This window comes from Allobosea sp. GW822-FHT05A11 (genome assembly GCF_058800455.1).
Window position 1 is genome coordinate 938,882 of sequence record NZ_JBXAMI010000001.1, and the last position, 22,925, is coordinate 961,806.

Below are 22,925 nucleotides of genomic sequence, written 5' to 3' on the forward strand. Positions count from 1 at the left end.
TATCTTTATATCTTTTTCCTTGTCGACAGAGGACGCCAGCGCGTGCGGCAGCCGACGACATTGTCATCCGATGTGCTGCTCGCGGGCCTCAGGGCCGCCGGCGAGGAGACGCGGCTGCGCATTCTCGCCCTGCTTTCCGAGGGCGAGCTTTCGGTGTCCGATCTCACCGACATCCTTGGCCAGTCGCAGCCGCGCATCTCACGCCATCTCAAGCTGCTCGCCGAGGCCGGGCTGGTCCGGCGTTCACGCGAGGGGGCCTGGGCCTTCTTCCGGCTCGACGAGACCGGGCCGGGCGGCGCCTTTGCCGCGTCGCTCGCCGCCTGGCTCGACCTGAGCGATCCGGTGCTTGCAGCCGATCGTGAGCGCCTCGCCGCCGTCCGGACAACGCGGGCCGAGGCCGCGCAAAACTACTTCGCCAGCGTCGCGCGCGACTGGGACCGGCTGCGCGGCCTGCATGTGCCCGACCATGCTGTCGAGGCGGCGGTCGAAGAGGCGGTCGGCGAAGGCTCGCCCGGCGCGATGCTCGATCTCGGAACTGGCACGGGGCGGATGCTGGAGCGGATCGCGCCGAAATTCGGCCGCGCCGTCGGCGTCGATGCCAACCATGCGATGCTGGCGGTAGCGCGCGCCAATCTGGAGCAGGCGGGGCTGTCGCGCGTCGAGCTCAGGCAGGGCGACATCTATGCATTGCCCTTCCCGCGCGGCTCCTTCGACCTCGTCGTGATCCATCAGGTGCTGCATTTCCTCGACGACCCCGGGCGGGCTGTGCGCGAGGCCGCCGCGATGCTGGCGCCCGGCGGGCGCCTGATCGTCGTCGATTTCGCCCCGCACGAGATGGAATTCCTGCGGACCGAGCATGCGCATCGCCGGCTCGGCTTCTCCCGCCAGCAGATCGCGGCCTGGTTCGCCGAGGCGGGCCTGTCCTGCGATCTTTCCCGCGAAGTCACCCTTGCCGATGGCGGCTCGGGCCAGCTCCCGGTCATGCTCTGGCGTGGCCGCGACCGGCGCGTCCAGGCCGATCCGCCGGCCCGCACGATCAATCTCGAGGTTGCGTGATGAATGCTTTCCGCCCCAGCCGCCACGGCTCGCGCCGTCCGCGCGTGTCCTTCGAGTTCTTTCCGCCCAAGACGGAGGAGATGGAGGTCGCGCTGTGGGACAGCGTGCGCCGGCTCGAGCCGCTTGGTCCGAGCTTCGTCTCGGTGACCTATGGCGCCGGCGGTTCCACCCGCGAGCGCACCCACGCCACCGTCAAGCGCATGGTCGACGAGACCGGGCTGAAGCCGGCCGCGCATCTCACCTGCGTCTCGGCCTCCAAGGCCGAGGTGGACGAGGTCATCCGCTCCTACTGGGATGCGGGCGTGCGCCATGTCGTGGCTTTGCGCGGCGACCCCGCAGGCGGGCTGGGCACTCCTTATGAGCCGCATGCGGACGGCTATCACCAGACCTCGGACCTCGTCGCAGGCCTGAAGCGCATCGGCGATTTCGAGGTGACGGTCTCGGCCTATCCGGAGAAGCACCCGGAGGCCGCCTCGCTCGATGCCGATATCGATGCGCTCCAGAAGAAGGTCGATGCCGGAGCGACGCGGGCGATCACCCAGTTCTTCTTCGATAACGACGTCTATTTCCGCTATCTCGACAAGGTCCGCGCGCGCGGCATCGAGATCCCGATCCTGCCCGGCATCGTGCCGGTCCAGAACTTCAAGCAGACGGCGAATTTCGCCCGCAAGACCGGCGCCAGCGTGCCGCAATGGCTGGCCGACCGCTTCGAAGGACTGGAGGACGACGTCGCGACGCGCCGCCTCGTCGCGGCTGCCGTCTGCGCCGAGCAGGTGCTGGACCTGATCGATCGCGGCGCCACCGACCTGCATTTCTACACGATGAACAAGGCCGACCTCGTCTATGCCATCTGCCATCTCGTGGGGTTGAAGCCCGAGAAGCCGGCGGCGCAGGCCGTGGCGGCGGAGTAAGCCTATGTCCGACTTCATTCCCGCTCCCGTCGACGGCGCCGAAATCGAGCGCTCGCTGCGCCAGGCCGCGCGCGAACGCATCCTCGTGCTCGACGGCGCGATGGGCACGCAGATCCAGAACCTGAAGCTCTCGGAAGCGGATTTCCGCGGCGAGCGCTTCAAGGGCTTCAACCACGACCTCAAGGGCAATAACGACATCATCGCCCTGACCCAGCCCGAGGCGCTGCGCGACATCCATCTCGCCTATTTCCGGGCGGGTGCGGATATCGTCGAGACCAATACCTTCTCGGGCACCTCGATCGCCCAGGCCGATTACGGCATGGAGGCCTATGTCTACGAATTGAACGTCGCCTGCTCGCGCCTCGCCCGCGAGGCGGCCATGATCGCCGAGAAGGAAGACGGGCGCCGCCGTTACGTGGCCGGCGCGATCGGCCCGACCAACCGCACGCTCTCGATCTCGCCCGACGTCAACAATCCCGGCTTCCGCGCCGTGACCTTCGACCAGGTCCGCGATTCCTATGCCGAGCAGGTGAGGGGCCTGATCGATGGCGGCTCGGAGCTGCTGCTGATCGAGACGATCTTCGACACGCTCAACGCCAAGGCCGCGATCGTCGCGATCGAGGAGGTGTTCCGCGCCAAGGGCATTCGCCTGCCGGTCATGATCTCCGGCACGATCACCGATCTTTCGGGCCGTACGCTGTCGGGCCAGACGGTCGAGGCCTTCTGGAACGCCGTGCGCCACGCCGCGCCGCTGACCATCGGCCTCAACTGCGCGCTCGGCGCGCGCGAGATGCGGGCGCATATCAAGGACATGTCGCGCATCGCCGGTACGCTGGTCTGCGCCTATCCGAATGCCGGCCTGCCCAACGAATTCGGCCTTTATGACGAACGGCCGGAAGCGACCGCGCAGATGCTGGCGGAGTTCACCGATTCCGGCTTCGTCAACATGGTCGGCGGCTGCTGCGGCACCACGCCGGACCATATCCGCGCCATCGCCCAGGCCGTCGCCGGCAAGGCGCCGCGCCAGATTCCCGAACCCAAGCCCTGGCTCCGTCTGGCGGGGCTGGAGCCGTTCACGCTCGACGAGACCATTCCCTTCGTGAACGTCGGCGAGCGCACCAACGTCACCGGCTCGGCCAAGTTCCGGAAGCTGATCACGGCCGGCGACTATGCCGCGGCGCTCGACGTGGCGCGCGACCAGGTCGCCAACGGCGCGCAGGTCATCGACATCAACATGGACGAGGGCCTGCTCGATTCCGAGAAGGCGATGACCGAGTTCTGCAACCTGATCGCCTCGGAGCCGGATATCAGCCGGGTGCCGATCATGGTCGACTCGTCGAAATTCCCGGTGATCGAGGCCGGTCTCAAGACGATCCAGGGCAAGCCGATCGTCAACTCGATCTCGATGAAGGAGGGCGAGGACGCCTTCCTCGAGCAGGCGCGCATCTGCCGGCAATACGGCGCGGCGGTGGTCGTGATGGCCTTCGACGAGGTCGGGCAGGCCGACACCTTCCAGCGCAAGATCGAGATCTGCACCCGGGCCTACAAGCTGCTGACCGAGACGATCGGCTTCCCGCCCGAGGACATCATCTTCGACCCGAACATCTTCGCGGTGGCGACGGGCATCGAAGAGCACGACAACTACGGCAACGACTTCATCAACGCGACGCGGGCCATCCGCGAGACCTTGCCGCATGCCCATATCTCGGGTGGCGTCTCGAACCTGTCCTTCTCGTTCCGCGGCAATGAGAAGGTGCGCGAGGCGATGCATTCGGTCTTCCTGTACCATTGCATCAAGGCCGGCATGGACATGGGCATCGTCAATGCCGGCCAGCTCGGCAGCTATGACGATCTCGACCCCGAACTGCGCGAGCTCTGCGAGGACGTCGTCCTCAACCGCCGCAAGGATTCGACCGAGCGCCTGCTGGAGGCTGCGCCGCGCTTCAAGGGCGATGGTTCGGTCGCGGCTTCAGGCAAGGACCTCGCCTGGCGCGAACTGCCAGTGGAGAAGCGGCTTGAGCATGCGCTGGTCGCCGGCATCACCGAGTTCATCGAGGCCGATACCGAGGAAGCGCGCCAGCGCGCCGAGAAGCCGCTGCATGTCATCGAGGGCCCGCTGATGGCCGGCATGAACGTGGTCGGCGACCTCTTCGGCGCGGGCAAGATGTTCCTGCCGCAGGTGGTGAAATCCGCCCGCGTGATGAAGCAGGCCGTCGCCTATCTCATGCCCTATATGGAGGAGGAGAAGCGCCTGAACGGCGGCTCCGAGCGCTCGGCCGCCGGCAAGGTGCTGATGGCGACGGTGAAGGGCGATGTCCACGACATCGGCAAGAATATCGTCGGCGTCGTGCTCCAGTGCAATAATTATGAGGTGATCGACCTCGGCGTGATGGTGCCGACCCAGAAGATCCTGGAGACCGCGCGTCGGGAGAATGTCGACATCATCGGCCTCTCCGGGCTGATCACGCCCTCGCTCGACGAGATGGTGACGGTCGCCTCCGAGATGGAGCGCGAGGGCTTCGACATCCCGCTCCTGATCGGCGGGGCGACGACCAGCCGCGTCCATACGGCGGTGAAGATCCACCCGGCCTATGAGAAGGGCCAGGCGGTGCATGTGAACGATGCCTCGCGCGCTGTGGGCGTGGTGTCGAGCCTGCTCTCGTCGGAGCAGAAGCCGGGTTATGTCGCAGGCGTGCAGGCGGAATATGCCAAGGTCGCCGAGGCGCATCGCCGCTCGGAAGCCGACAAGCAGCGCCTGCCGCTGGCCAAGGCGCGCGCCAATCCCTTCAAGACGGATTGGGCAGCCTACCAGCCGCCGAAGCCGAGCTTCCTCGGCACCCGTACCTTCCGGACCTACGACATCGCCGATCTCGTGCCGGTGCTCGACTGGACGCCGTTCTTCCAGACCTGGGAACTGAAGGGCCGCTTCCCGGCGATCCTGCAGGACGAGAAGCAGGGCGAGGCCGCGCGCGCGCTCTGGGACGATGCGCAGTCGATGCTGAAGCGCATCGTCGAGGAGCGCTGGTTCAATCCGAAGGCGGTGATCGGTTTCTGGCCGGCGAATGCGGTCGGCGACGACATCCGCCTCTATACCGGCGAGAGCCGGGCCGATGAGCTCGCGACCTTCCACGGCCTGCGCCAGCAGCTCCTGCGCCGCGACGGCAAGCCCAATCTCTGCCTCTCGGACTTCGTCGCGCCGGAGGGTGTTGCGCCCGACTATATCGGCGCCTTCGCCGTCACGGCCGGGGCGGAGGAGGAACGGATCTCCGAGAAATTCGCGCGCGACAACGACGACTATCGCTCGATCATGGTCAAGGCGCTGGCGGATCGCTTCGCCGAGGCTTTCGCCGAGCGCATGCACCAGCTCGTGCGCAAGGAGTTCTGGGGCTACGCACCGGACGAGGCCTTCTCGAACGAGGATCTGATCCGCGAGGAATATCGCGGCATCCGCCCGGCGCCGGGTTATCCGGCCCAGCCTGACCACACCGAGAAGGCGACCCTGTTCCGGCTGCTGGAGGCCGAGCGCCGCGTCGGCGTGAAGCTGACCGAGAGCTATGCGATGTGGCCGGGCTCCTCGGTCTCGGGGCTCTATTTCTCGCATCCGGAGGCCTATTATTTCGGCGTCGCCAAGGTCGAGCGCGATCAGGTCGAGGATTATGCCGCGCGCAAGGGCATGACGATCGAGGAGGTCGAGCGCTGGCTGGCGCCGATCCTCAACTACGACACCGCGGCCTATCGCCTGCAGGCGGCGGAGTAGTTGCCTTCCAGCACTGCTGTGGGCATCACGCCTGCGGCAGCGCTGGAGAGAATTCGTGACGACTGACGCGACAAGGCTGATCCGCAAGGTGGTGGCGGCGGATCAGCCGCGCATCCACGCCATCCGTATGGCCGTGCGCGAGAACATCCTGAGCGATCCCTCGAAGGTGACGGCCGAGGAGGTCGCCTGGTATCGCGATAATGCGATCTTCCTCGTTGCCGAAAGCGCGGGCGAGATCGCGGGCTTCGCTTGCGCCAACCACCAGACCGGATTGGTCTGGGCTTTGTTCGTCGATCCGGCGCAGGAGGGGCGCGGCCATGGCCGGGCGTTGCTCGATGCGGCGCTGGCTGGGTTGAAGGCTGCGGGCCATGCCCAGGCCTGGCTCGAAACCGGCGCCGGCACGCGGGCGGAGCGCTTCTATCGCCGCCATGGCTGGCACGACCGGGGACGCGGCCTCGACGGACAGATCGTCTTCACGCGGCAACTATGAGTTTTTGGGCCGTGATTCCGGACAATCCCGGAATGACGAGATGACCTCGCGGAAGAGGATCTCGCCTAACCCGCCAGCGCTGCCCGGCTGACGGCCGTGACCGGGCCGTCGAAGACGCGGATGCAATCTCCGCCGGCGAGGCCCGCGACATGGAGTGCCGCCTCGGCTTCCGCGAAGATCTCGTTCTGCTCGCAGTAGCCCTCGGTCTTCAGCAGGGCCGCGCCGATCGAGGCCGTGAAATCGATGACGAGGTAGCCGCGCGGGATCGGCCGGCACAGCAGCTTGCGCGTGCCGGCGAGCATTGAGGCCAGGTAACCCTTGTCGCCCGGCATTCGCAGCAAAAGGGCGAAAGCGCTCGGGCCCGTCTGGTCGATCGCCAGGGCATCGGGAAAGAGCCGGCGCAGGCGCTCGCCGAAGCAGCGGATGATGTCGTCGCCGGCGGCCCGGCCGTGATTTTCGACGATTGTCGGAAAGCGATCGATCTCGAAGATCGCAAGAGCGAGGCATTCGGATGCCCGGCCCCGGTCCTGCCGGACCTGCCTGAGGATGTCGGTGAAGCTGCGGCGTGCTGCGGGGCTCGTTGGGGGCTCCGCTCGCGTGAGGCTGGAGACGCTGTTCCACAAGCCCTTCTCGGCGGTGACATCCTGCTTCGAGCCGAAGATGCGGCTCGGCCGGCCATGCTGATAGCCGACGCCGACGATGAGGCGCATCCAGCGCTTGTCGCCATTCACCGCCCTGATCCGGCAATCGAGCGCGAAGCCCTGCCCGGTGCGGATGGCGTTGCTGCGATGCTGCTCCATCTCGCGCCGGGACCCCTCCTCGTAGAGGTCGAGGGTCGCCTTGCGGTAGATTTCGCTGCCGCGCTGCAGGCTGAACAGGTCGTAGACCCCGTCGGTCCAGCTCAGGGTCTCGTTGGCGAGGCTGCATTCCCAGGCGCCGAGCGCGGCGGGCGCGAGCGAGCGCTCGTAGAGCGGCCTGGTGGCTGCGATGAGCTGCTGGCTATCCACGGCGCCCTCCTGCCGGTCGACGATCGAGGGCAGCCTAGGCCGCGAGCGTTAAGCGACCCTTGCGCTTCGTGGCGCGTTTGGCCGTTTCATGCGCTGCGGCGTCACGGTCCCTGGTTCAGGCGCTGCGCCCGCCTTGCGCGGACGCGAGCAGGTCGCGCAGGGTGGTGATCGTCGAGGAATCGGCGATGCCGTCGACCTTTTCCGGGCGCCAATGGCGTTGGAAGGCGGCGACGATCGCTTCGAGCCTGTCGTCGAAGACGCCGTCGACCGTGACGCCGTAGCCGAGCATCGCGAACATCGCCTGAAGCGCCTCGACCGGCTGGCCGCTCTCGCCGCGGGCGAAGAAGCGCCCGCCGCGGATCGGGGCCGGCTCGCTCCACCGGCCGACGCCAGCTTCGGCGAAGCGGCGCCAGGGGAATTTCTCGCCGGGATCGATCTTGCGGCCGGGCGCGATGTCGGAATGGGCGAGCACGCGCTGGGGCGGGATCGACCAGCGCTCGCAGATGTCGCGGCAGAGGTTGAGCGTCGCGACGATCTGCTCTTCCGGGTAATCGGGCAGGCCGCCGGGATGGCCGGGATTGGCGATCTCGATGCCGATCGAGCAGGAGTTGATGTCGGTCTCGCCGGCCCAGTGCGAGGCGCCGGCATGCCAGGCGCGCCGACCCTCCGGCACAAGCTGGAGCGTGTGGCCGTTCTCGAACACGAAATAATGCGAGGAAACCTGCGCGACCGGGTTGCAGAGCCATTGCAGCGCTTCGCCGGCCACCGGCATGCCGGTGTAGTGCAGGATCAGCATGTCGGGCCGGCGGCCGGGCGTGCCATCCGGATTCCTGCGCTCGCCATGGTTGGGCGATGGGAAGATCTTTGCGGCAAAGCGGCTGTCGGGCCTGGCAACGTCCGGCGGGGCGATTTCGGTCATAGGAGGCGGCTCAGGCGGGTTGGGGCGCGAGGCTGCGGCTCATGCCGCGTTCTTTCTGGATCGCGTCCCAGGCAGCGTTGATCGCGGCGATGCGGCGCGTCGCGATGGCGATCGCCTCCTCGGGCAGGCCGCGGGCGATCTCGCGGTCGGGATGGGTTTCGGCGACGAGGTGGCGGTAATGGCGCTTCAGCTCGGCGTCGTCCATCTCGCGGCTGGCGCCGAGCACGAGATAGGGGTCGTCCGGGCGGCGGGCATGGCGGGCCTCGATCCGGGCGAAATCGGGCTCGGCGATGCCGAAGATGCCGGCGACCGACTGGAGATAGGCGTGCTCGGCCTCGTGGATCGCGCCATCGGCAGCGGCGATCAGGAAGAGGCCGTCGAGCACGTCCTCCAGCAGGGCAGGCTCATCCTTGAAGGCGCCTGCGATCTGCGAGGCATAGGCCTCGAAGCCGGCGCTGGTCTGCTTGGCGAGATCGAACAGGGCCTCGATGCGCTGCTGCTGGTCAGGCGGGACCTCGACGATGCGGCGGAAGGCGGTGATCTCGTCGCAGGTCACGACGCCGTCCGAGCGCGCCATCTTGGCAGCGAGCGCGACGAGGCCGGTGGTGAAGACGAGCTCGCGCGGTGCCGGGCCGAATGGCGCGCCTTCGCGATCGACCAGGACATGGCCGGCCAGCGCGCCGACGAGTGCGCCCAGCGGCCCGCCGATCACGAGGCCGAGCCCGCCGCCGCCCAGAGCGCCCCAGAAAGAGGAAGCCATCACATAATCGATCCCGGTGAATCCGAATGCGCCGATGATGGGAGAAGGGGGCTTGTTCGCGCAAGAGCGCCCGGTGCGACGGCCTGCCGCGCCAAAAATCCGGTTCCGGCCGGGAATACGGCCGGAATGCGGCGGCCGATTCGCCTGCTTGATTCGTTCCGGCGGGCGGGGAGCCGGCGAAGTTTTTCGAGTGACCGAATACATATGAATACTGAATAGTTAAATATAGAATACATTCCTGTTTACGTTGATAGTTGTGCGTTTTTCTATGGTATGCGCCAGATTATCGACACATTCGACCATCAGTTGAGCGGCCCCATCGGCCAGTCATGGCTCAATGGGGTTCAATTCGACATGCGATATATCTGTGGTGGTCTCGCGGCTGCGTGCCTGATTAGCCTCTCCGGGGTTGCCCTGGCCGAGGATTTCGTCAATGCGGAAACGGACCCCAGAGCTATCGTTCTTCGCGACGCCGAGATCGCCCGCGCCAAGGCCGCTGAAGCCGGCGGCGAGAAGGCTTCCGCCGAAGCGCCTGCGCCGAAGGCAGCCACCCGCGCTGCCAAGGCTGAAGGCGACAAGACCGAGACCCGCGCCAGCCGCGCGCTGGCGGCTCCGGCCGGAACCGAAGGCATCAAGGCGATCGTCGCGCGTCACGCGGCTGCCAATGGCGTGCCGTTCTCGCTGGCCGATGCCGTCGTGCGCGTCGAAAGCCGCTACAATCCCCGCGCCTCGCATGCCGGCAATTACGGCCTGATGCAGATCCGCCACCAGACGGCGCGCGGCCTGGGCTATTCCGGCAGCGCCAGCGGCCTGCTCGATGCCGAGACCAATGCGCGCTACGGCATGAAATATCTCGCCATGGCCTACAAGATGGCCGGCGGCGACACCTGCCGCACGGTGATGAAGTACCAGAGCGGCCACATGACGAACCGGATGAGCGGTGCCAACCGCGCCTATTGCGCCAAGGTGCGCACCATTACCGCTCGCAACTGACCCTGGACCGCCTCGCGTCCTATCGGATGCAAAGTGGCGATCTAGCTTTTTAATTTAGCATCGGATTTCTCCGAAAAGCGCATTCCACTTTTCGGTCCGATGCTCCAGCCGCGCGGTTGTGCTTGACGCGGGCCGCGCCAGCGCGCATCTCCCCCTCGCCAGTCGGCCGGACGGCCGCTCTCGCTCGCGGGGGAGGAAAGTCCGGGCTCCACGGAAACACGGTGCCGGATAACGTCCGGCGGGGGCGACCCCAGGGAAAGCGCCACAGAGATCGAACCGCCCTGCGCTGGAGAGTTTCGGCTTTTCCGGCAGGGTAAGGGTGAAAAGGTGCGGTAAGAGCGCACCGCGGACCCGGCAACGGGGACGGCATGGCAAGCCCCACCGGGAGCAAAACCGAATAGGGACGATGCTGCCTGCGCAAGCGGGCAGGGGCAGGTTTCTGTGCCTGGTCGTCCGGGTTGGTTGCTCGAGGCGCGCAGCAATGCGCGTCCCAGAGGAATGGCCGTCACGTCGGGGGAGCGATCCTCCGGCCATCCAAAACCCGGCTTACAGGCCGACTGGCACCTCGACCGTCGTGAATTCTACTCCGGCGGGCATCCGACGCGGCTTTCTGCCCTTCCGGTGCTCACGGACCGATGTCCGCTGCGCTCCGGTTCTCGAAAGCCACACCGGCCGCCTCACCGGACCGAATTCCCGATCGGTCTCGGGGAGCGGCTCATTGAGCCGGACCGTGCAGGCTCAGGCCACCGTCGTCTCGACCGGGATGTTGCCCTTCGTCGCGTGCGAATAGGGGCAAACCACATGGGCCTTCTTGACGAGGTCCTCGACGGCGGCCTTGTCGAGGCCGGGCACCGAGACGGTCAGCTTCGCAGTGATGCCGAAGCCCTGGCCGTCGTCGCGCGGGCCGATGCCGATATCGGCCGAGACCTTCGCATCATCCGGGATCTTCACCTTCTCCTTGCCGGCGACGAACTTGAGCGCGCCGAGGAAGCAGGCCGAATAGCCGATGGCGAAGAGCTGCTCGGGATTGGTGCCGTCGCCACCGCCGCCGCCGAGCTCCTTGGGTGTATTCAGCACGAGCTTGACGTTGCCGGTATCGGTCGCGGCCTGGCCTTCGCGGCCGCCGGTGGCGGAACCATGGGCGGTGTAGAGCGTCTTCATGATCGGTTTCCTTCCTCAAGTGAGCTGATGGTTGCTATTTAGATTGTGTACAATTAGATTGTCAACAATTAATTTGAGCGTGATAGAGGGCGGTTGATTATGGGGCCGCTTTCGGTTTTGCGTGAAGCAGGATGATCGGCGAGGGCGTGATGGCGAAGCGGGACAGGGCCGGGGACGGGATGCCGCGTCTGGAGCAGCAGCTCTGCTTCGCGATCTATCAGGCCGGCCACGCCTTCAACCGGGCCTATCGTCCGATCCTGGCCGCGCTCGGGCTGACCTATCCGCAATATCTGGTCATGCTGGTGCTCTGGGAGCAGGACGGGCTCACGGTGAAGGAGCTCGGCGAGCGATTGATGCTCGATTCCGGCACGCTGACGCCGCTGCTGAAGCGGTTGGAGGCGTCCGCCCTGATCCGGCGCGAGCGCGACGCCCGCGATGAGCGGCAGGTGCGCATCCACCTCGCCGAGAAGGGCGAGAGCCTGCGCGAGCAGGGGCGCTGCGTCCAGGAGGCTGTCGGCGAGGCGCTCGGCGGGACGGCGGGCGATGCGGGCCGCTTGCGCGACCAACTCGATCTCGTCCGCGATGCGCTGCTGGCGTCGTCACGCGACGGCTGACCGACGCCTTTTGCCGTAGCCGCCGCCACTGTCATTCCGGGTTCGCGCCTGAAGCGCGCGCCGGAATGACAACCGTGCGGTGTCCTTCGAGGCTTCCGGATCTGTCCCGCTTGTCGGCTCGCCAAAAATAACGGCGCGCTTTCGTAAAAATTTTTCGCAGCGCTGACGCGTCTTCCGCTGGCCCAGGAGGTCAGGCGGGTGCCGAATTGCGCGTGCTTACGGATACTTAACCTTAACAAGCTGTGATGCCGGAGAGTCCCGGCAGGTGCGTCGCTGCGCCTGCGATTCCATTGACGCCCATAAAGGCCCATGCTATCCCAAATCATCCCGTCGAAGCCGGCAGGCAATCCAAGGGTCAGGCTCCGTGTGCCGCGCGGAATTTGGCTTGCGGGCGTGCCTTGCCCGCTTCGACGGGGGGACTTTTCGCCGCTTGCCCATCTCAGCGGTGGCGCCTTGAAGAGCAGGCCGGGAGGCGGCGTTGACGGACCGCTTCGTCTCGAATTTCACGAACCGGCTCGACGCCAAGGGGCGCGTTTCCATTCCGTCGAGCTTCCGGTCGGTGCTGGCGAAGGACGGCTACGAGGGCCTCTATGTCCATCAGGGCCTCGACCTGCCGGCGCTGGATGCCGGCGGCAATGCGCTTCGGGCCACGATCGACGATATTCTCGCGCGCTTCTCGCCGTTCTCGGACGAGTGGGAGCTGCTCTCGACGGCGCTGAATGGCACCTCGGAGGTGCTGAAGGTCGATACGGAGGGGCGGATGGTGCTGAGCGAGGCGCTGAAGGCGCATGCCGGGATCGGCGACGCCGTGACCTTCGTCGGCCACGGCCACAAATTCCAGATCTGGGAGCCGGAGCGGTTCCGCGCGCATCTCGATGCGGCGCGGACCCGGTTGCGCGACGTGAAGCGCACGCTCGGCAGTTTGACCATTCCAACGGGAGGCTCGGGCACATGAGCGACCATGGCGACCGTTCCGGCGGAGCCATTGGCGGATCGGTTCGTCATGTGCCCGTATTGCTCGCCGAGGTGCTGGAGGCGCTCGCGCCGCAGGCCGGCGGGCGCTATCTCGACGGCACCTTCGGGGCAGGGGGCTATTCGCGCGCGATCCTCGAAGCCGCGCCCGAGGTTACCCTGCTCGGGCTCGACCGCGATCCCTCTGCGATCGCTGGCGGAGCCGATCTCGTGGCCGCCATGGCGGGACGATTGACCCTGTCCCAGGCCAATTTCGGCGAGCTGGCCGAGGAGGCCGAGCGCTTCAGGATGACGCCGCTCGACGGCGTCGTGCTCGATATCGGCGTCTCGTCGATGCAGATCGACCAGGCCGAGCGCGGCTTTTCGTTTCGCTTCGACGGGCCGTTGGACATGCGTATGAGCAGCTCCGGGCAGAGCGCCGCCGACCTCGTCAACGAGGCAGAGGAAGGGCTGCTCGCCAATATCTTCTATCATTATGGCGAGGAGCGCCGCTCGCGCGCCGTCGCCCGCGCCGTGGTCGAGGCCCGCCGCAAGGCGCCGATCACGACGACCAAGCAGCTTGCCGATCTCGTTGCCGGCATCGTGCGCGGCGAGCCTGGTGGCGCCCATCCGGCGACGCGGGTCTTCCAGGCGCTGCGCATCGCGGTCAATGACGAGCTCGGCGAGTTGGTCCGGGCGCTGCACGCGGCCGAAACAGTGCTGAAGCCCGGCGGGCGGCTCGTCGTGGTCACCTTCCATTCCCTCGAAGACCGCATCGTCAAGCAGTTCTTCGCCGAGCGCTCCGGCCGGGTATCAGCGGGCTCGCGCCATGCGCCGGCGGTGGCCGTTGCGCAGCCGACCTTCAGGTTGGTCGAGAAGGGTGCCGTCGCACCGTCCGAAGCCGAGATGCGCGCCAATCCGCGGGCGCGCTCGGCCAAGCTGCGCGCCGCCGAGCGCAACGATGCGCCGTCGCGCCGGGCCGATGCCGGGCTCGTCGCGCTCTCTACCGTTCCTGCCCCGCAGCCGCGCCGGAGGCCCTGAGCGTGATCAAGCTCCTGCACATCATCGCCATCGGCGCGCTGGTCTCCTCGGCGGTCTATGCCTATTCGATCAAATACGAGACGACGCTGGCGACCGAGCATCTCCAGAAGCTCAAGGGCAAGACCCAGCGCGAGCGCGACGCGATCCAGGTGCTCAAGGCCGAGTGGCAGTTCCTCAACCGGCCCGACCGCGTCCAGATGCTGGCGGAGCGCCATCTCGACCTCCAGCCCTTCGTGGTGACGCAGGTGGTCAAACCCTCGGACATCCCGAACCGCGGCCCCAAGGTCGATGCCATCGGCCGCAAGCTCGAGGATCTCGGCCTCGGCCTGCCGACCGAGACCCCCAGGGATCGCAAGGCGAGCGCGACGACGCCGGGAGCCATGCCATGAGCCAGTCGATGCATCACGAAGCGGCAGAGCAGCAGGCCGAGGCGACGGAAGCCGTCGTGAAGCGCGGGCGCCTGGCCTGGCTGCGCGACGTCTTCCGCATGAGCGGGGAGAAGAGCGAGCCGCGCGTCGGCCTCGTCATCCTCGGTTTCTCCGCCCTGTTCCTCGCGATCATCGGCCGGCTGGTCTATCTCGGCGTTGCTCCGAACGAGCAGGTCGGCCTGCGCCGCGCCACCTCCAATGCCATCTCCGCCGCCCGGCCCGACATCGTCGACCGCAATGGCGATGTCATGGCGACCGATATCCGCACGGTCTCGGTCTTCGCCGAGCCACGCCGCATCCTCGACAAGGACGAGGCGACCGAGCTGCTGACGGCCGTTCTGCCCGATCTCGACGCCAAGGATTTGCGCGACAAGCTCGGTACCAAGAAGGGCTTCGTCTGGGTCAAGCGCGAGATCACGCCGCGCCAGCAGGCCGAGGTGCACCGGCTCGGCATCCCCGGCGTCGGTTTCGTGCCCGAGAACAAGCGCGTCTATCCGAACGGCAACGCGGCGGCGCATGTGCTCGGCTTCGCCAATATCGACAATGTCGGCATCGCCGGCATCGAGAAATACATCGACTCGCAGGGACTGCAGGACCTGAACGGCGCGGGCCTCGCGACCGAAGCCTCCGACCTGAAGCCGGTCAAGCTGTCGATCGACCTGCGCGTCCAGCACCTGCTGCGCGACGAACTGTCCAAGGGGCTCGAGCGCTTCAAGGCGATCGCCGCGGCGGGCGCGATCATGGACGTGAACACCGGGGAGGTGATCGCGCTGGTCTCGCTGCCGGATTTCGACCCGGGCAACCCCGTCGATGCGCTGGAGAAGGACCGGATCAACCGGATGAATGTCGGCGTCTACGAGATGGGTTCGACCTTCAAGGCGCTGACCATCGCGATGGCGCTCGATTCCGGCAAGGTCAACATTAATTCGAGCTTCTCGACCGCCGGCGGCATGATGCGCTTCGGCCGCCAGGTCATCAAGGAATACCACGGCACGGGCCGCACGCTGACGGTGCCGGAGGTGTTCCTGCATTCGTCGAATATGGGCTCGATCAAGATGGCGCTGGCCGTCGGCGTCGAGGGCCACAAGGCCTTCCTCAAGAAGATGATGCAGCTCGACCGGATGACGACGGAGCTGCCGGAAAGCGCGGCGCCGATCGTCCCGCAGCGCTGGGGCGAGATCAACACCGCGACCATCGCCTTCGGCCACGGCCTCGCCGTCGCGCCGCTGCAGGCGCTGGCGGCGGTGGCGGCGCTGGTGAATGGCGGCTACCTGATGAAGCCGACCTTCCTGGTGCGGTCCGAGGAGGAGGCCCGCAAGGTCGCGACGCGCGTCATCAAGCCGGAGACCTCCGAGGCGATGCGCTTCATCATGCGGCTCAACGGCGAGAAGGGCTCGGCCCGGAAGGCGAATATCGAAGGCTATTTCGTCGGCGGCAAGACCGGCACGGCCGAGAAGGTCATCAACGGCCGCTACGCCAAGAACAAGAACTTCACGACCTTCACGGCGATCGCTCCCTCCGACAAGCCGAAATACCTGTTCCTGGCGATCTATGACGAGCCGAAGGGCTATGCCGAGAGCGGCGGTTATTCGACCGCGGCGTGGAATGCCGGCGTCACGACCGGCCGGGTGATCGAGCGCGCCGCGCCGATCCTGGGGCTGAACCCCCGCTTCGATCCGCCGCCGTCGCCGTTCCCGCTGATGGCGAGGCTCGGTGCCTGGGGTTCGCGCTGATCTCGACCTATAACGGTGGCCATGACAATGACCGGATACCGCCTCGGAGACCTCTTCCCCGAGATGTTCGAGACTGAGGCCGCCAGCCAGCAGGTGCATGGCGTTGCCTTCGACAGCCGCAAGGTGACGGGGGACGACGTTTTCGTCGCGCTCGCTGGCGCCAAGGCGGATGGCGCCCGCTTCATCATGGATGCTGTCGGGCACGGCGCCGTCGCGGTGGTCTCGGGTGGGCCGCGGCCGGCCGACCTGCCGGCCGGGGTCGCCTTCGCACAGGTCGAGGACCCGCGCCTTGCGCTGGCGCTCGCTGCGGCTAAGATCCACCCGCGCCAGCCCCGGACGATCGTCGCGGTGACCGGCACCAGCGGCAAATCCTCGGTGGCGGATTTCACCCGCCAGATCTTCCAGGCGCTCGGCCATGAGGCGGCGAGCGTCGGCACCATCGGAGTGGTCACGAGCAAGGGCGCCGATTACGGCTCGCTGACGACGCCGGACCCGCTCTCGCTGCACGCTTCATTCGACAGGCTCGCGGGCGAGGGCATCACGCATCTTGCCATGGAAGCGTCTTCGCATGGGCTCGACCAGCGCCGCCTCGACGGTGTGCGGCTGAACGCCGGCGCCTTCCTCAATCTTGGGCGCGACCATCTCGACTACCATCCGAGCGTCGAGGAGTACCTCGCCGCGAAGCTCCGGCTCTGGGAGCTGCTGCCGGACGGCGCGCCGGTGGTGATCAACCGCGACGAGCCTTATGCGGACGCGGCAGCCGAGGCTGCGGCCAAGGCCGGCCACCCGATCATCGGCATTGGCCGCAAGGGCGAGACGTTGACGCTGCTGCGCAACGAGCGCGACGGCTTCTCGCAGCGCCTGACGGTCGGCTTTGACGGGCAGGAGCTCTCCGTCGCCTTGCCGCTGGTCGGCGATTTCATGGCCGGCAATGCGCTGGTCGCCGCCGGGCTGGCCATCGCGACCGGTGAGGACAAGGCTGCGTCGTTGAAGGCTATATCCGGGCTCATCGGTGTTGCCGGGCGGCTTGAACGCATCGGTGAGGCCAATGGCGGGCTCGTTGTCGTCGATTACGCCCATAAGCCCGATGCGCTCGCCGCGGTGCTGACCACGCTCAGGCCCTATGCGACCGGCCGCCTGATCTGCGTCTTCGGCTGCGGTGGCGATCGCGACAAGGGCAAGCGCCCGCTGATGGGCGCGATCGCGGCCGAGAAGGCCGATATCGCCATCGTCACGGACGACAATCCGCGCAGCGAGGACCCGGCGACGATCCGGGCCGAGATCATGGCGGCATCGCCGAGGCTCCAGGAGATCGGCGACCGCGAGGAAGCCATCCATGCCGCGGTGAAGATGCTTAAAGCCGGGGATTTGCTGGTCGTGGCGGGAAAAGGCCATGAATCCGGCCAGATCATAGGCGACCGCACGCTGCCCTTCTCCGATCACGACGTGGTCCGGAAAGCGCTATCGGAGTTTCAAGGATGAGCGCCCCGCTCTGGACCGGAGACAAGCTGATCGCTGCGCTGCGCGCGCGGCCCGAGGGCGCCGTGCCGCCTGTCGTGACCGGTGCTTCGATCGATACCCGTACGCTGGAGCCCGGTGACGTTTTCTTCGCGATCACCGGCGAGGCCCGCGACGGGCATGATTTCGTCGGAGGTGCGCTCGACAAGGGCGCGGCGCTCGCCGTCGTCGACGAGGCGCATGCGGCCCAGTTCGAGGGCGCAGGCGCGCTCGCCGTCGTGCCGGACGTGCTGAAGGCGATGGAACATGCCGGCACTGCGAGGCGTGCCGAACTCAAGGCGGGAATCGTCGCGGTCACCGGCTCGGTCGGCAAGACCGGGACCAAGGAGGCGCTGCGCCTCGTGCTCTCGCGCCAGGGCAAGACCCATGCGCCCGTCGCGTCCTACAACAATCACTGGGGCGTGCCTCTGACGCTCTGCCGCACCCCCGCCGATGTCGCGTATGGCGTCTACGAGATCGGCATGAACAGCCCCGGCGAGATCGTGCCGCTGGCGCGGATGGTGCGCCCGCAGGTCGCCATCGTCACCACGATCCAGCCGGTGCATCTCGCCGCCTTCGCCTCGCTCGAAGGGATCGCCGAGGAGAAGGCCGGGGTCTACTGGGAACTTGAAGAAGGCGGCACGGCGATCGTCAATGCCGACATCCCGCAATCCGAGCTGCTGCGCGACATCGCCAGATCCGGTCCGGCCGGGCGGATCGTCACCTTCGGGGAAAGCCCGGATGCGGATGTAAAGCTCGTCTCCTGTGCGCTGAAGCCGGACATGTCGGTGGTCGAGGCCCGCGTCCTCGGCGAGCCCGTGACCTATCGGCTCGGCAGTCCGGGCAAGCATATCGTGCTGAATTCGCTCGCCGTGCTCGCGGCCGTCCATGCGCTCGGCGCCGATCTCGCGCTGGCCGCGCTGGCGCTCGGCGACCTCAAGCCGCCGGCCGGGCGCGGGGCGCGCCAGGTGCTGCAGGCGCCGGGCGGCAGGATCACGCTGCTCGACGAGAGCTATAACGGCAACCCCGCCTCGATGCGGGCAGCGATCGAGAATCTCGGCCGCCTGCCGGTCGAGGGGCGCGGCCGGCGCATCGCCGTGCTCGGCGACATGCTGGAGCTCGGGCCGACCGGCCCGGAGCTGCATCGGGGGCTCGCCGAACCGCTGGTCTCGAACGGGATCGACAAGGTCTTCACCTGCGGCCCGCTGATGAAAGGGCTCCACGAGAGCTTGCCTTCCGCCATGCGGGGGGCTTATGCCGCGACGGCGAGCGACCTGGAGCCGCTCGTGCTCGATGCGATCCGCGGCGGCGACACTGTCACGGTCAAGGGATCGCTGGGCACGCGCATGGGTCCGATCGTCAAGGCGATCCTCGCGCGCTTTCCTGCCGTGCCTGCCGAAGACTGACCTGCAAGAGAGCCCAGAAGCATGTTCGCCCTGCTCGCCGAACTGTCCGGCACCTTCCCGGTGCTGAACGTCTTCCGCTACATCACCTTCCGCGCAGGCGGGGCGACGGCGACGGCGCTGCTCTTCCTGTTCTTTTTCGGCCCCTCGGCCATATCCTGGCTCCGGATCAAGCAGGGCAAGGGCCAGCCGATCCGCACGGACGGCCCGGAATCGCATCTTGCCAAGCGCGGCACGCCGACCATGGGCGGTCTGATGATCCTGACGGGGGTGTTCGTCGCGGTGCTGCTCTGGGGCAACCTGCGCAACCCCTATGTCTGGATCGTGCTCGGCGTCACCGCAGCCTATGGCGCGATCGGCTTCTATGACGATTTCCTCAAGGTCACCAAGCAGTCGCACAAGGGCTTCTCGGGCAAGGCGCGCATCTCGATCGAGGTCGTGGTCGCGCTCGTCGCCTGCTACTTCATCATGCAGACGCAGCCACCGGCGATCGGCTCGGGCTTCGCGATGCCCTTCCTCAAGGAAGCGATCATCCCGCTCGGCATCCTGTTCCCGCTGGTCGCGTCCTTCGTCGTGGTCGGCGCCGGCAACTCGGTGAACCTGACCGACGGGCTCGACGGCCTCGCCATCGTGCCCGTGATGATCGCAGCCGGTACCTTCGGCTTCATTTCCTATCTCGTCGGCAACGCGATCTTCGCCAACTACCTGCAGATCCACCATATCCCCGGCGCGGGCGAACTCGCCGTGATCTGCGGCGCGGTGATCGGCGCCGGCCTCGGCTTCCTCTGGTTCAATGCGCCGCCGGCCCAGATCTTCATGGGCGATACCGGCTCGCTCGGTCTCGGCGGCCTGCTCGGCACCATCGCGGTCGCGACCAAGCACGAGATCGTGCTGGCGATCGTCGGCGGTCTCTTCGTCGTCGAGGCGCTCTCGGTGATCATCCAGGTCTTCGTGTTCAAGCGCACCGGCAAGCGCGTCTTCCTGATGGCGCCGATCCACCACCATTTCGAGAAGCTGGGCTGGACCGAACCGCAGGTGGTGATCCGTTTCTGGATCATCTCGGTCGTGCTGGCGCTGGTCGGCCTCGCCACGCTGAAGCTGCGCTGAGATGACTCCGGTTTCCGTCTTTTCGGGGCGCAAGGTCGCCCTGTTCGGGCTCGGCGGCTCCGGGCTCGCCACGGCACGCGCGCTCAAGGCGGGCGGTGCCGAGGTCGCGGCCTGGGACGACAACGAGAAGAGCCGGGAGAAGGCGGCTGCCGAGGGCATCGCCGTCGTCGATCTGGCGAATGCCGACTGGCAGGGCTTCGCGGCCTTTGTGCTCTCGCCCGGCGTGCCGCTGACCCATCCCGAGCCGCACTGGACCGTCGGCAAGGCCAAGGCTGCCGGCGTCGCGATCATCGGCGATGTCGAATTGTTCTTCCTGGAGCGGGCGAAAGTCGCGCCGGCCTCGCCGGTCGTCTGCATCACCGGCACCAACGGCAAGTCGACCACGACGGCGCTGATCGCGCATGTGCTCGGGGCGGCCGGCCGCGACGTGCAGATGGGCGGTAATATCGGCACCGCCGTGCTGGCGCTGGAGCCGCCGGCCGCGAACCGCATCCATGTCATCGAGTGCTCGAGCTACCAGATCGACCTCGCGCCCTCGCTCAAGCCCACTGTCGGCATCCAGATGAACCTGACGCCGGACCATCTCGACCGGCACGGCTCGCTGGAGAACTATGCAGGCATCAAGGAACGCCTCGTCGCCGCTGCCGATATCGCGGTCGTCGGCGTCGATGACGAGGCTTCCAAACAGATGGCGCGCCGTCGCGCTGCCGGCGGCCGCCCGCTGGTCAAGATCAGCGGCGAGCAGCCGCTGGACGAGGGCGTCTTCGCCGGGGTCACCGCCAATCAGGGGCGGCTGGACACGCGCATCGTCGAGGTGAAGGACGGCAAGCCGCGCGTCGTCGCCAATCTCGCGGGCATCGGTTCGTTGCGCGGTTCGCATAACGCGCAAAATGCGGCGGCCGCCTTCGCCGCCTGCTCGGCATTGGGCCTGAGCGCGGAAGAGATCGCCGAGGGCTTCAGGACCTATCCGGGGCTGGCGCATCGCATGGAGGAGCTCGGCCGGATCGGCCGTGTCGTCTTCATCAACGATTCCAAGGCGACAAATGCGGATTCGACCGAGAAGGCGCTGACCTCCTTCCACGGCATCTTCTGGATCCTCGGCGGCAAGGCCAAGGACGGCGGCATCGAGTCGCTCCGCCGTTATTTCCCGAACATCGCCAAAGCCTACCTGATCGGGGCGGCGAGCGAGCTCTTCGCCGCGACCTTCGACGATGACGGACGCGTCGGCTACGAGCGCAGCGTCACGCTCGACAGGGCCGTGGCCGATGCCGCGCGCGACGCGCTGGCAGCGACAGGCGAGGGCGAGATCGCGGTGCTGCTCTCGCCGGCCTGTGCCTCCTTCGACCAGTTCCCGAATTTCGAGGTCAGGGGCGATGCCTTCCGCGAGCTCGTCGCAGGCCTGCCGGGCTTCGAGCCGTTCGGCAAAACGAATCCGCGATAGATCGCGGCGCTGCCGTCATTCCGGCACGCGGCCCGTGAGCCGGAAGAACAGGTTCGACGTCACCTGCACCGCAGGATCGGACAGGTGGCTCTCCAGCGCCGCCATCTCCTTTTCGAGGTCGGCTCGCGCGATGAAGCCTCCATCGACGAGCTTGTCACGGATGTTGTCGATGAGGCCGCGCGGGAACCAGCGGCGTTCATGGCCGGCGGGAAAGACGTGGAGAATGGCGTCGACCTCGATATCGATCACGCCTGCCTCCCGGAACAGCCGATGGATCTTCCGGCCGACCGACAGATCGATCCCCTGTGCCTGCGCATAGGCGGCGTAAGCCTCGATGAGGCGGCTCCAGGCCGGCAGGGGCGGATCGAGGCAGTGCGGAAGATAATCGGCCTCGAAGCTCGCGACCCAGCCGCCGGGCCGCACGAGGGAGACCAATTCACGCACGATCCGCTCGGGCTCCGGCACATTGACCAGCAGCAGCCGCATATGGGCGCCGTCGAAGGACGCTCGCGGCAGGCCGGTCTCGTAGGCATCGCCCTCGCGCAGCTCGACCTGGGGCAATCCGCGATCGGCGATGAAATGGCGCGCCAACTCGATGAAATGGCTGCCGCGGTCGATGCCGAGGACCGAACCCGTCGGGCCGACATGCTCTGCCAGCAGATGCAGGACACCTCCGGGGCCGCAACCGAGATCGACGACGTGCTCCCCACGCTTTATGCTGATCCGATCGAGCTGTGCCCGGGAGTCGGGTGCGAGATTCAGGATCTGACGCTTGAGCCGATCGACTTCGGCCTCGGCCCGCCCAAGCAGATAGATGTCCGGTTTCGTCATCACGCCTCCATTCTGGTCCGCCGGGGGCCGTTTCCGACCCGGCTGACCGTTATGGTTTCATGACCTCGCTTCTCGCCGGGGCGAGGCCGCGTTCGTGGGCTCGAAAGCTGCTCCAGACGATCGGCCTCAGCCGCGCCGGGCGGCCTCGATCTTCGCGACGTCGATCTTCTGCATCGTCATCATCGCGGCGAAGGCGCGCTTGGCCTCCTCGCCACCGACTGCGAGCGCCTCGCTCAGGACGCGCGGGGTGATCTGCCAGGACAGGCCCCATTTGTCCTTGCACCAGCCGCATTCGCTCTCCTGCCCACCATTGCCGACGATGGCGTTCCAGTAGCGATCGGTCTCCGCCTGGTCTTCGGTGGCGATCTGGAAGGAGAAGGCCTCGCTGTGCTTGAACGTCGGCCCGCCATTGATGCCGAGGCAGGGAATGCCGAGGACCGTGAAGGTGACGGTCAGAGCGTCGCCGGCCTTGCCGGAGGGGAAGTCGGTGGGGGCGCGGAAGACTTCCTTCACGGCGCTGTCCGGGAAGGTCTCGGCATAAAAGCGGGCGGCGGCCTCGGCGTCCTTGTTGTACCACAGGCAGATCGTGTTCTTGGCGATGGCCATGATCAGTCCTTTCGCTGTCGAAACTGGTGCAGGGTGCAACTCCTCCCATGGGACGACAATGCGTGTCAGGAGCGGCCTTTGCATCTGACCGACCGCATGAGACCGATTTGAGGCGCACGGCTGATCGAAATGGGCGAGCCTGCGTCGAAGAGGCTGTAAAACGCGGCGCGCCGCTGTGGATCGTGATGCGCTGAGCTCGTCGATCCCGCGCATCGGAAT

General features: G+C 66.9%; 20 protein-coding genes and 1 other RNA gene. 15 read left to right on the plus strand and 6 right to left on the minus strand.

Annotated elements, in window-relative coordinates; all coding sequences use genetic code 11:
• Nucleotides 1–42: 42 nt before the first annotated feature.
• The 4 genes from AC1RLU_RS04600 to AC1RLU_RS04615 are packed head-to-tail and all read left to right on the plus strand — an operon-like array spanning nucleotide 43 to nucleotide 6,214.
• Nucleotides 43–1,056 carry an ArsR/SmtB family transcription factor gene (locus tag AC1RLU_RS04600; protein WP_492794107.1) on the plus strand — a complete coding sequence of 338 codons (1,014 nt, stop codon included), beginning with the start codon at nucleotides 43–45 and terminating at the stop codon, nucleotides 1,054–1,056.
• Nucleotides 1,056–1,967, plus strand: a complete 912-nt coding sequence (gene metF, locus AC1RLU_RS04605; RefSeq protein WP_156407040.1) for a methylenetetrahydrofolate reductase [NAD(P)H] — start codon at nucleotides 1,056–1,058, stop codon at nucleotides 1,965–1,967. The genes AC1RLU_RS04600 and metF overlap by 1 nt, the downstream gene beginning before the upstream one ends.
• Nucleotides 1,968–1,971: 4 nt before the next feature.
• Entirely contained in the window at nucleotides 1,972–5,724 is a 3,753-nt protein-coding gene (metH, locus tag AC1RLU_RS04610; RefSeq protein ID WP_492794109.1) for a methionine synthase, read from the plus strand.
• A gap of 55 nt (nucleotides 5,725–5,779) precedes the next feature.
• Nucleotides 5,780–6,214: a GNAT family N-acetyltransferase gene (locus tag AC1RLU_RS04615; protein WP_492794110.1), complete on the plus strand. Its 435-nt coding sequence runs from the start codon at nucleotides 5,780–5,782 to the stop codon at nucleotides 6,212–6,214.
• Nucleotides 6,215–6,279: 65 nt separating this feature from the next.
• Here AC1RLU_RS04615 and AC1RLU_RS04620 read toward each other — a convergent pair whose 3' ends face one another.
• The 3 genes from AC1RLU_RS04620 to AC1RLU_RS04630 form a co-directional block, all read right to left on the minus strand.
• Nucleotides 6,280–7,221, minus strand: coding sequence for a diguanylate cyclase domain-containing protein (locus tag AC1RLU_RS04620; RefSeq protein ID WP_492794112.1), 942 nt, complete (start codon nucleotides 7,219–7,221; stop codon nucleotides 6,280–6,282).
• A gap of 115 nt (nucleotides 7,222–7,336) precedes the next feature.
• Nucleotides 7,337–8,140, minus strand: a complete 804-nt coding sequence (locus tag AC1RLU_RS04625) for a peptidoglycan recognition protein family protein (RefSeq protein ID WP_492794114.1) — start codon at nucleotides 8,138–8,140, stop codon at nucleotides 7,337–7,339.
• A gap of 10 nt (nucleotides 8,141–8,150) precedes the next feature.
• Complete coding sequence (locus tag AC1RLU_RS04630; RefSeq protein WP_091856429.1) at nucleotides 8,151–8,900, minus strand: TerB family tellurite resistance protein; 750 nt, start codon at nucleotides 8,898–8,900, stop codon at nucleotides 8,151–8,153.
• A 354-nt stretch (nucleotides 8,901–9,254) separates the two neighbouring features.
• On the opposite strand from AC1RLU_RS04630, the gene AC1RLU_RS04635 reads away from it, so the two are divergent.
• The gene (locus AC1RLU_RS04635; RefSeq protein ID WP_492794115.1) at nucleotides 9,255–9,893 is read left to right on the plus strand and encodes a lytic transglycosylase domain-containing protein; all 639 of its coding nucleotides are present in this window, start codon (nucleotides 9,255–9,257) and stop codon (nucleotides 9,891–9,893) included.
• Between the two features lie 158 nt (nucleotides 9,894–10,051).
• An RNA gene (gene rnpB / locus AC1RLU_RS04640) (RNase P RNA component class A) lies at nucleotides 10,052–10,458 on the plus strand.
• Nucleotides 10,459–10,631: 173 nt separating this feature from the next.
• Here the strand turns inward: rnpB and AC1RLU_RS04645 are convergent.
• A complete protein-coding gene (locus AC1RLU_RS04645; RefSeq protein WP_113586727.1) occupies nucleotides 10,632–11,054 on the minus strand; it encodes an organic hydroperoxide resistance protein in 423 nt (140 codons plus the stop codon).
• Nucleotides 11,055–11,203: 149 nt separating this feature from the next.
• On the opposite strand from AC1RLU_RS04645, the gene AC1RLU_RS04650 reads away from it, so the two are divergent.
• From AC1RLU_RS04650 to murD, 9 genes are all read left to right on the plus strand, one after another.
• The gene (locus tag AC1RLU_RS04650; protein WP_492794117.1) at nucleotides 11,204–11,668 is read left to right on the plus strand and encodes a MarR family winged helix-turn-helix transcriptional regulator; all 465 of its coding nucleotides are present in this window, start codon (nucleotides 11,204–11,206) and stop codon (nucleotides 11,666–11,668) included.
• A gap of 478 nt (nucleotides 11,669–12,146) precedes the next feature.
• Nucleotides 12,147–12,623, plus strand: a complete 477-nt coding sequence (locus AC1RLU_RS04655; protein WP_091856431.1) for a division/cell wall cluster transcriptional repressor MraZ — start codon at nucleotides 12,147–12,149, stop codon at nucleotides 12,621–12,623.
• Nucleotides 12,620–13,660 carry a 16S rRNA (cytosine(1402)-N(4))-methyltransferase RsmH gene (gene rsmH / locus AC1RLU_RS04660; protein ID WP_492794119.1) on the plus strand — a complete coding sequence of 347 codons (1,041 nt, stop codon included), beginning with the start codon at nucleotides 12,620–12,622 and terminating at the stop codon, nucleotides 13,658–13,660. The genes AC1RLU_RS04655 and rsmH overlap by 4 nt, the downstream gene beginning before the upstream one ends.
• Before the next feature lie 2 nt (nucleotides 13,661–13,662).
• Nucleotides 13,663–14,049 carry a cell division protein FtsL gene (ftsL, locus tag AC1RLU_RS04665; RefSeq protein WP_061966771.1) on the plus strand — a complete coding sequence of 129 codons (387 nt, stop codon included), beginning with the start codon at nucleotides 13,663–13,665 and terminating at the stop codon, nucleotides 14,047–14,049.
• Nucleotides 14,046–15,821, plus strand: a complete 1,776-nt coding sequence (locus tag AC1RLU_RS04670; protein WP_492794120.1) for a peptidoglycan D,D-transpeptidase FtsI family protein — start codon at nucleotides 14,046–14,048, stop codon at nucleotides 15,819–15,821. Before ftsL ends, AC1RLU_RS04670 begins: the two co-directional genes overlap by 4 nt.
• 27 nt (nucleotides 15,822–15,848) lie before the next feature.
• Nucleotides 15,849–17,303, plus strand: a complete 1,455-nt coding sequence (locus AC1RLU_RS04675; protein WP_492794321.1) for a UDP-N-acetylmuramoyl-L-alanyl-D-glutamate--2,6-diaminopimelate ligase — start codon at nucleotides 15,849–15,851, stop codon at nucleotides 17,301–17,303.
• Entirely contained in the window at nucleotides 17,300–18,724 is a 1,425-nt protein-coding gene (locus tag AC1RLU_RS04680; protein WP_492794122.1) for a UDP-N-acetylmuramoylalanyl-D-glutamyl-2,6-diaminopimelate--D-alanyl-D-alanine ligase, read from the plus strand. The genes AC1RLU_RS04675 and AC1RLU_RS04680 overlap by 4 nt, the downstream gene beginning before the upstream one ends.
• Before the next feature lie 21 nt (nucleotides 18,725–18,745).
• Nucleotides 18,746–19,828, plus strand: a complete 1,083-nt coding sequence (gene mraY / locus AC1RLU_RS04685; protein ID WP_113586731.1) for a phospho-N-acetylmuramoyl-pentapeptide-transferase — start codon at nucleotides 18,746–18,748, stop codon at nucleotides 19,826–19,828.
• Between the two features lies 1 nt (nucleotide 19,829).
• A complete protein-coding gene (murD, locus tag AC1RLU_RS04690) occupies nucleotides 19,830–21,269 on the plus strand; it encodes a UDP-N-acetylmuramoyl-L-alanine--D-glutamate ligase (RefSeq protein WP_492794124.1) in 1,440 nt (479 codons plus the stop codon).
• A gap of 15 nt (nucleotides 21,270–21,284) precedes the next feature.
• On the opposite strand, the gene AC1RLU_RS04695 is transcribed toward murD, so the two are convergent.
• Nucleotides 21,285–22,100, minus strand: coding sequence for a methyltransferase domain-containing protein (locus tag AC1RLU_RS04695; protein ID WP_492794126.1), 816 nt, complete (start codon nucleotides 22,098–22,100; stop codon nucleotides 21,285–21,287).
• Between the two features lie 126 nt (nucleotides 22,101–22,226).
• Nucleotides 22,227–22,706, minus strand: coding sequence for a VOC family protein (locus AC1RLU_RS04700; RefSeq protein ID WP_492794128.1), 480 nt, complete (start codon nucleotides 22,704–22,706; stop codon nucleotides 22,227–22,229).
• Nucleotides 22,707–22,925: the final 219 nt, after the last annotated feature.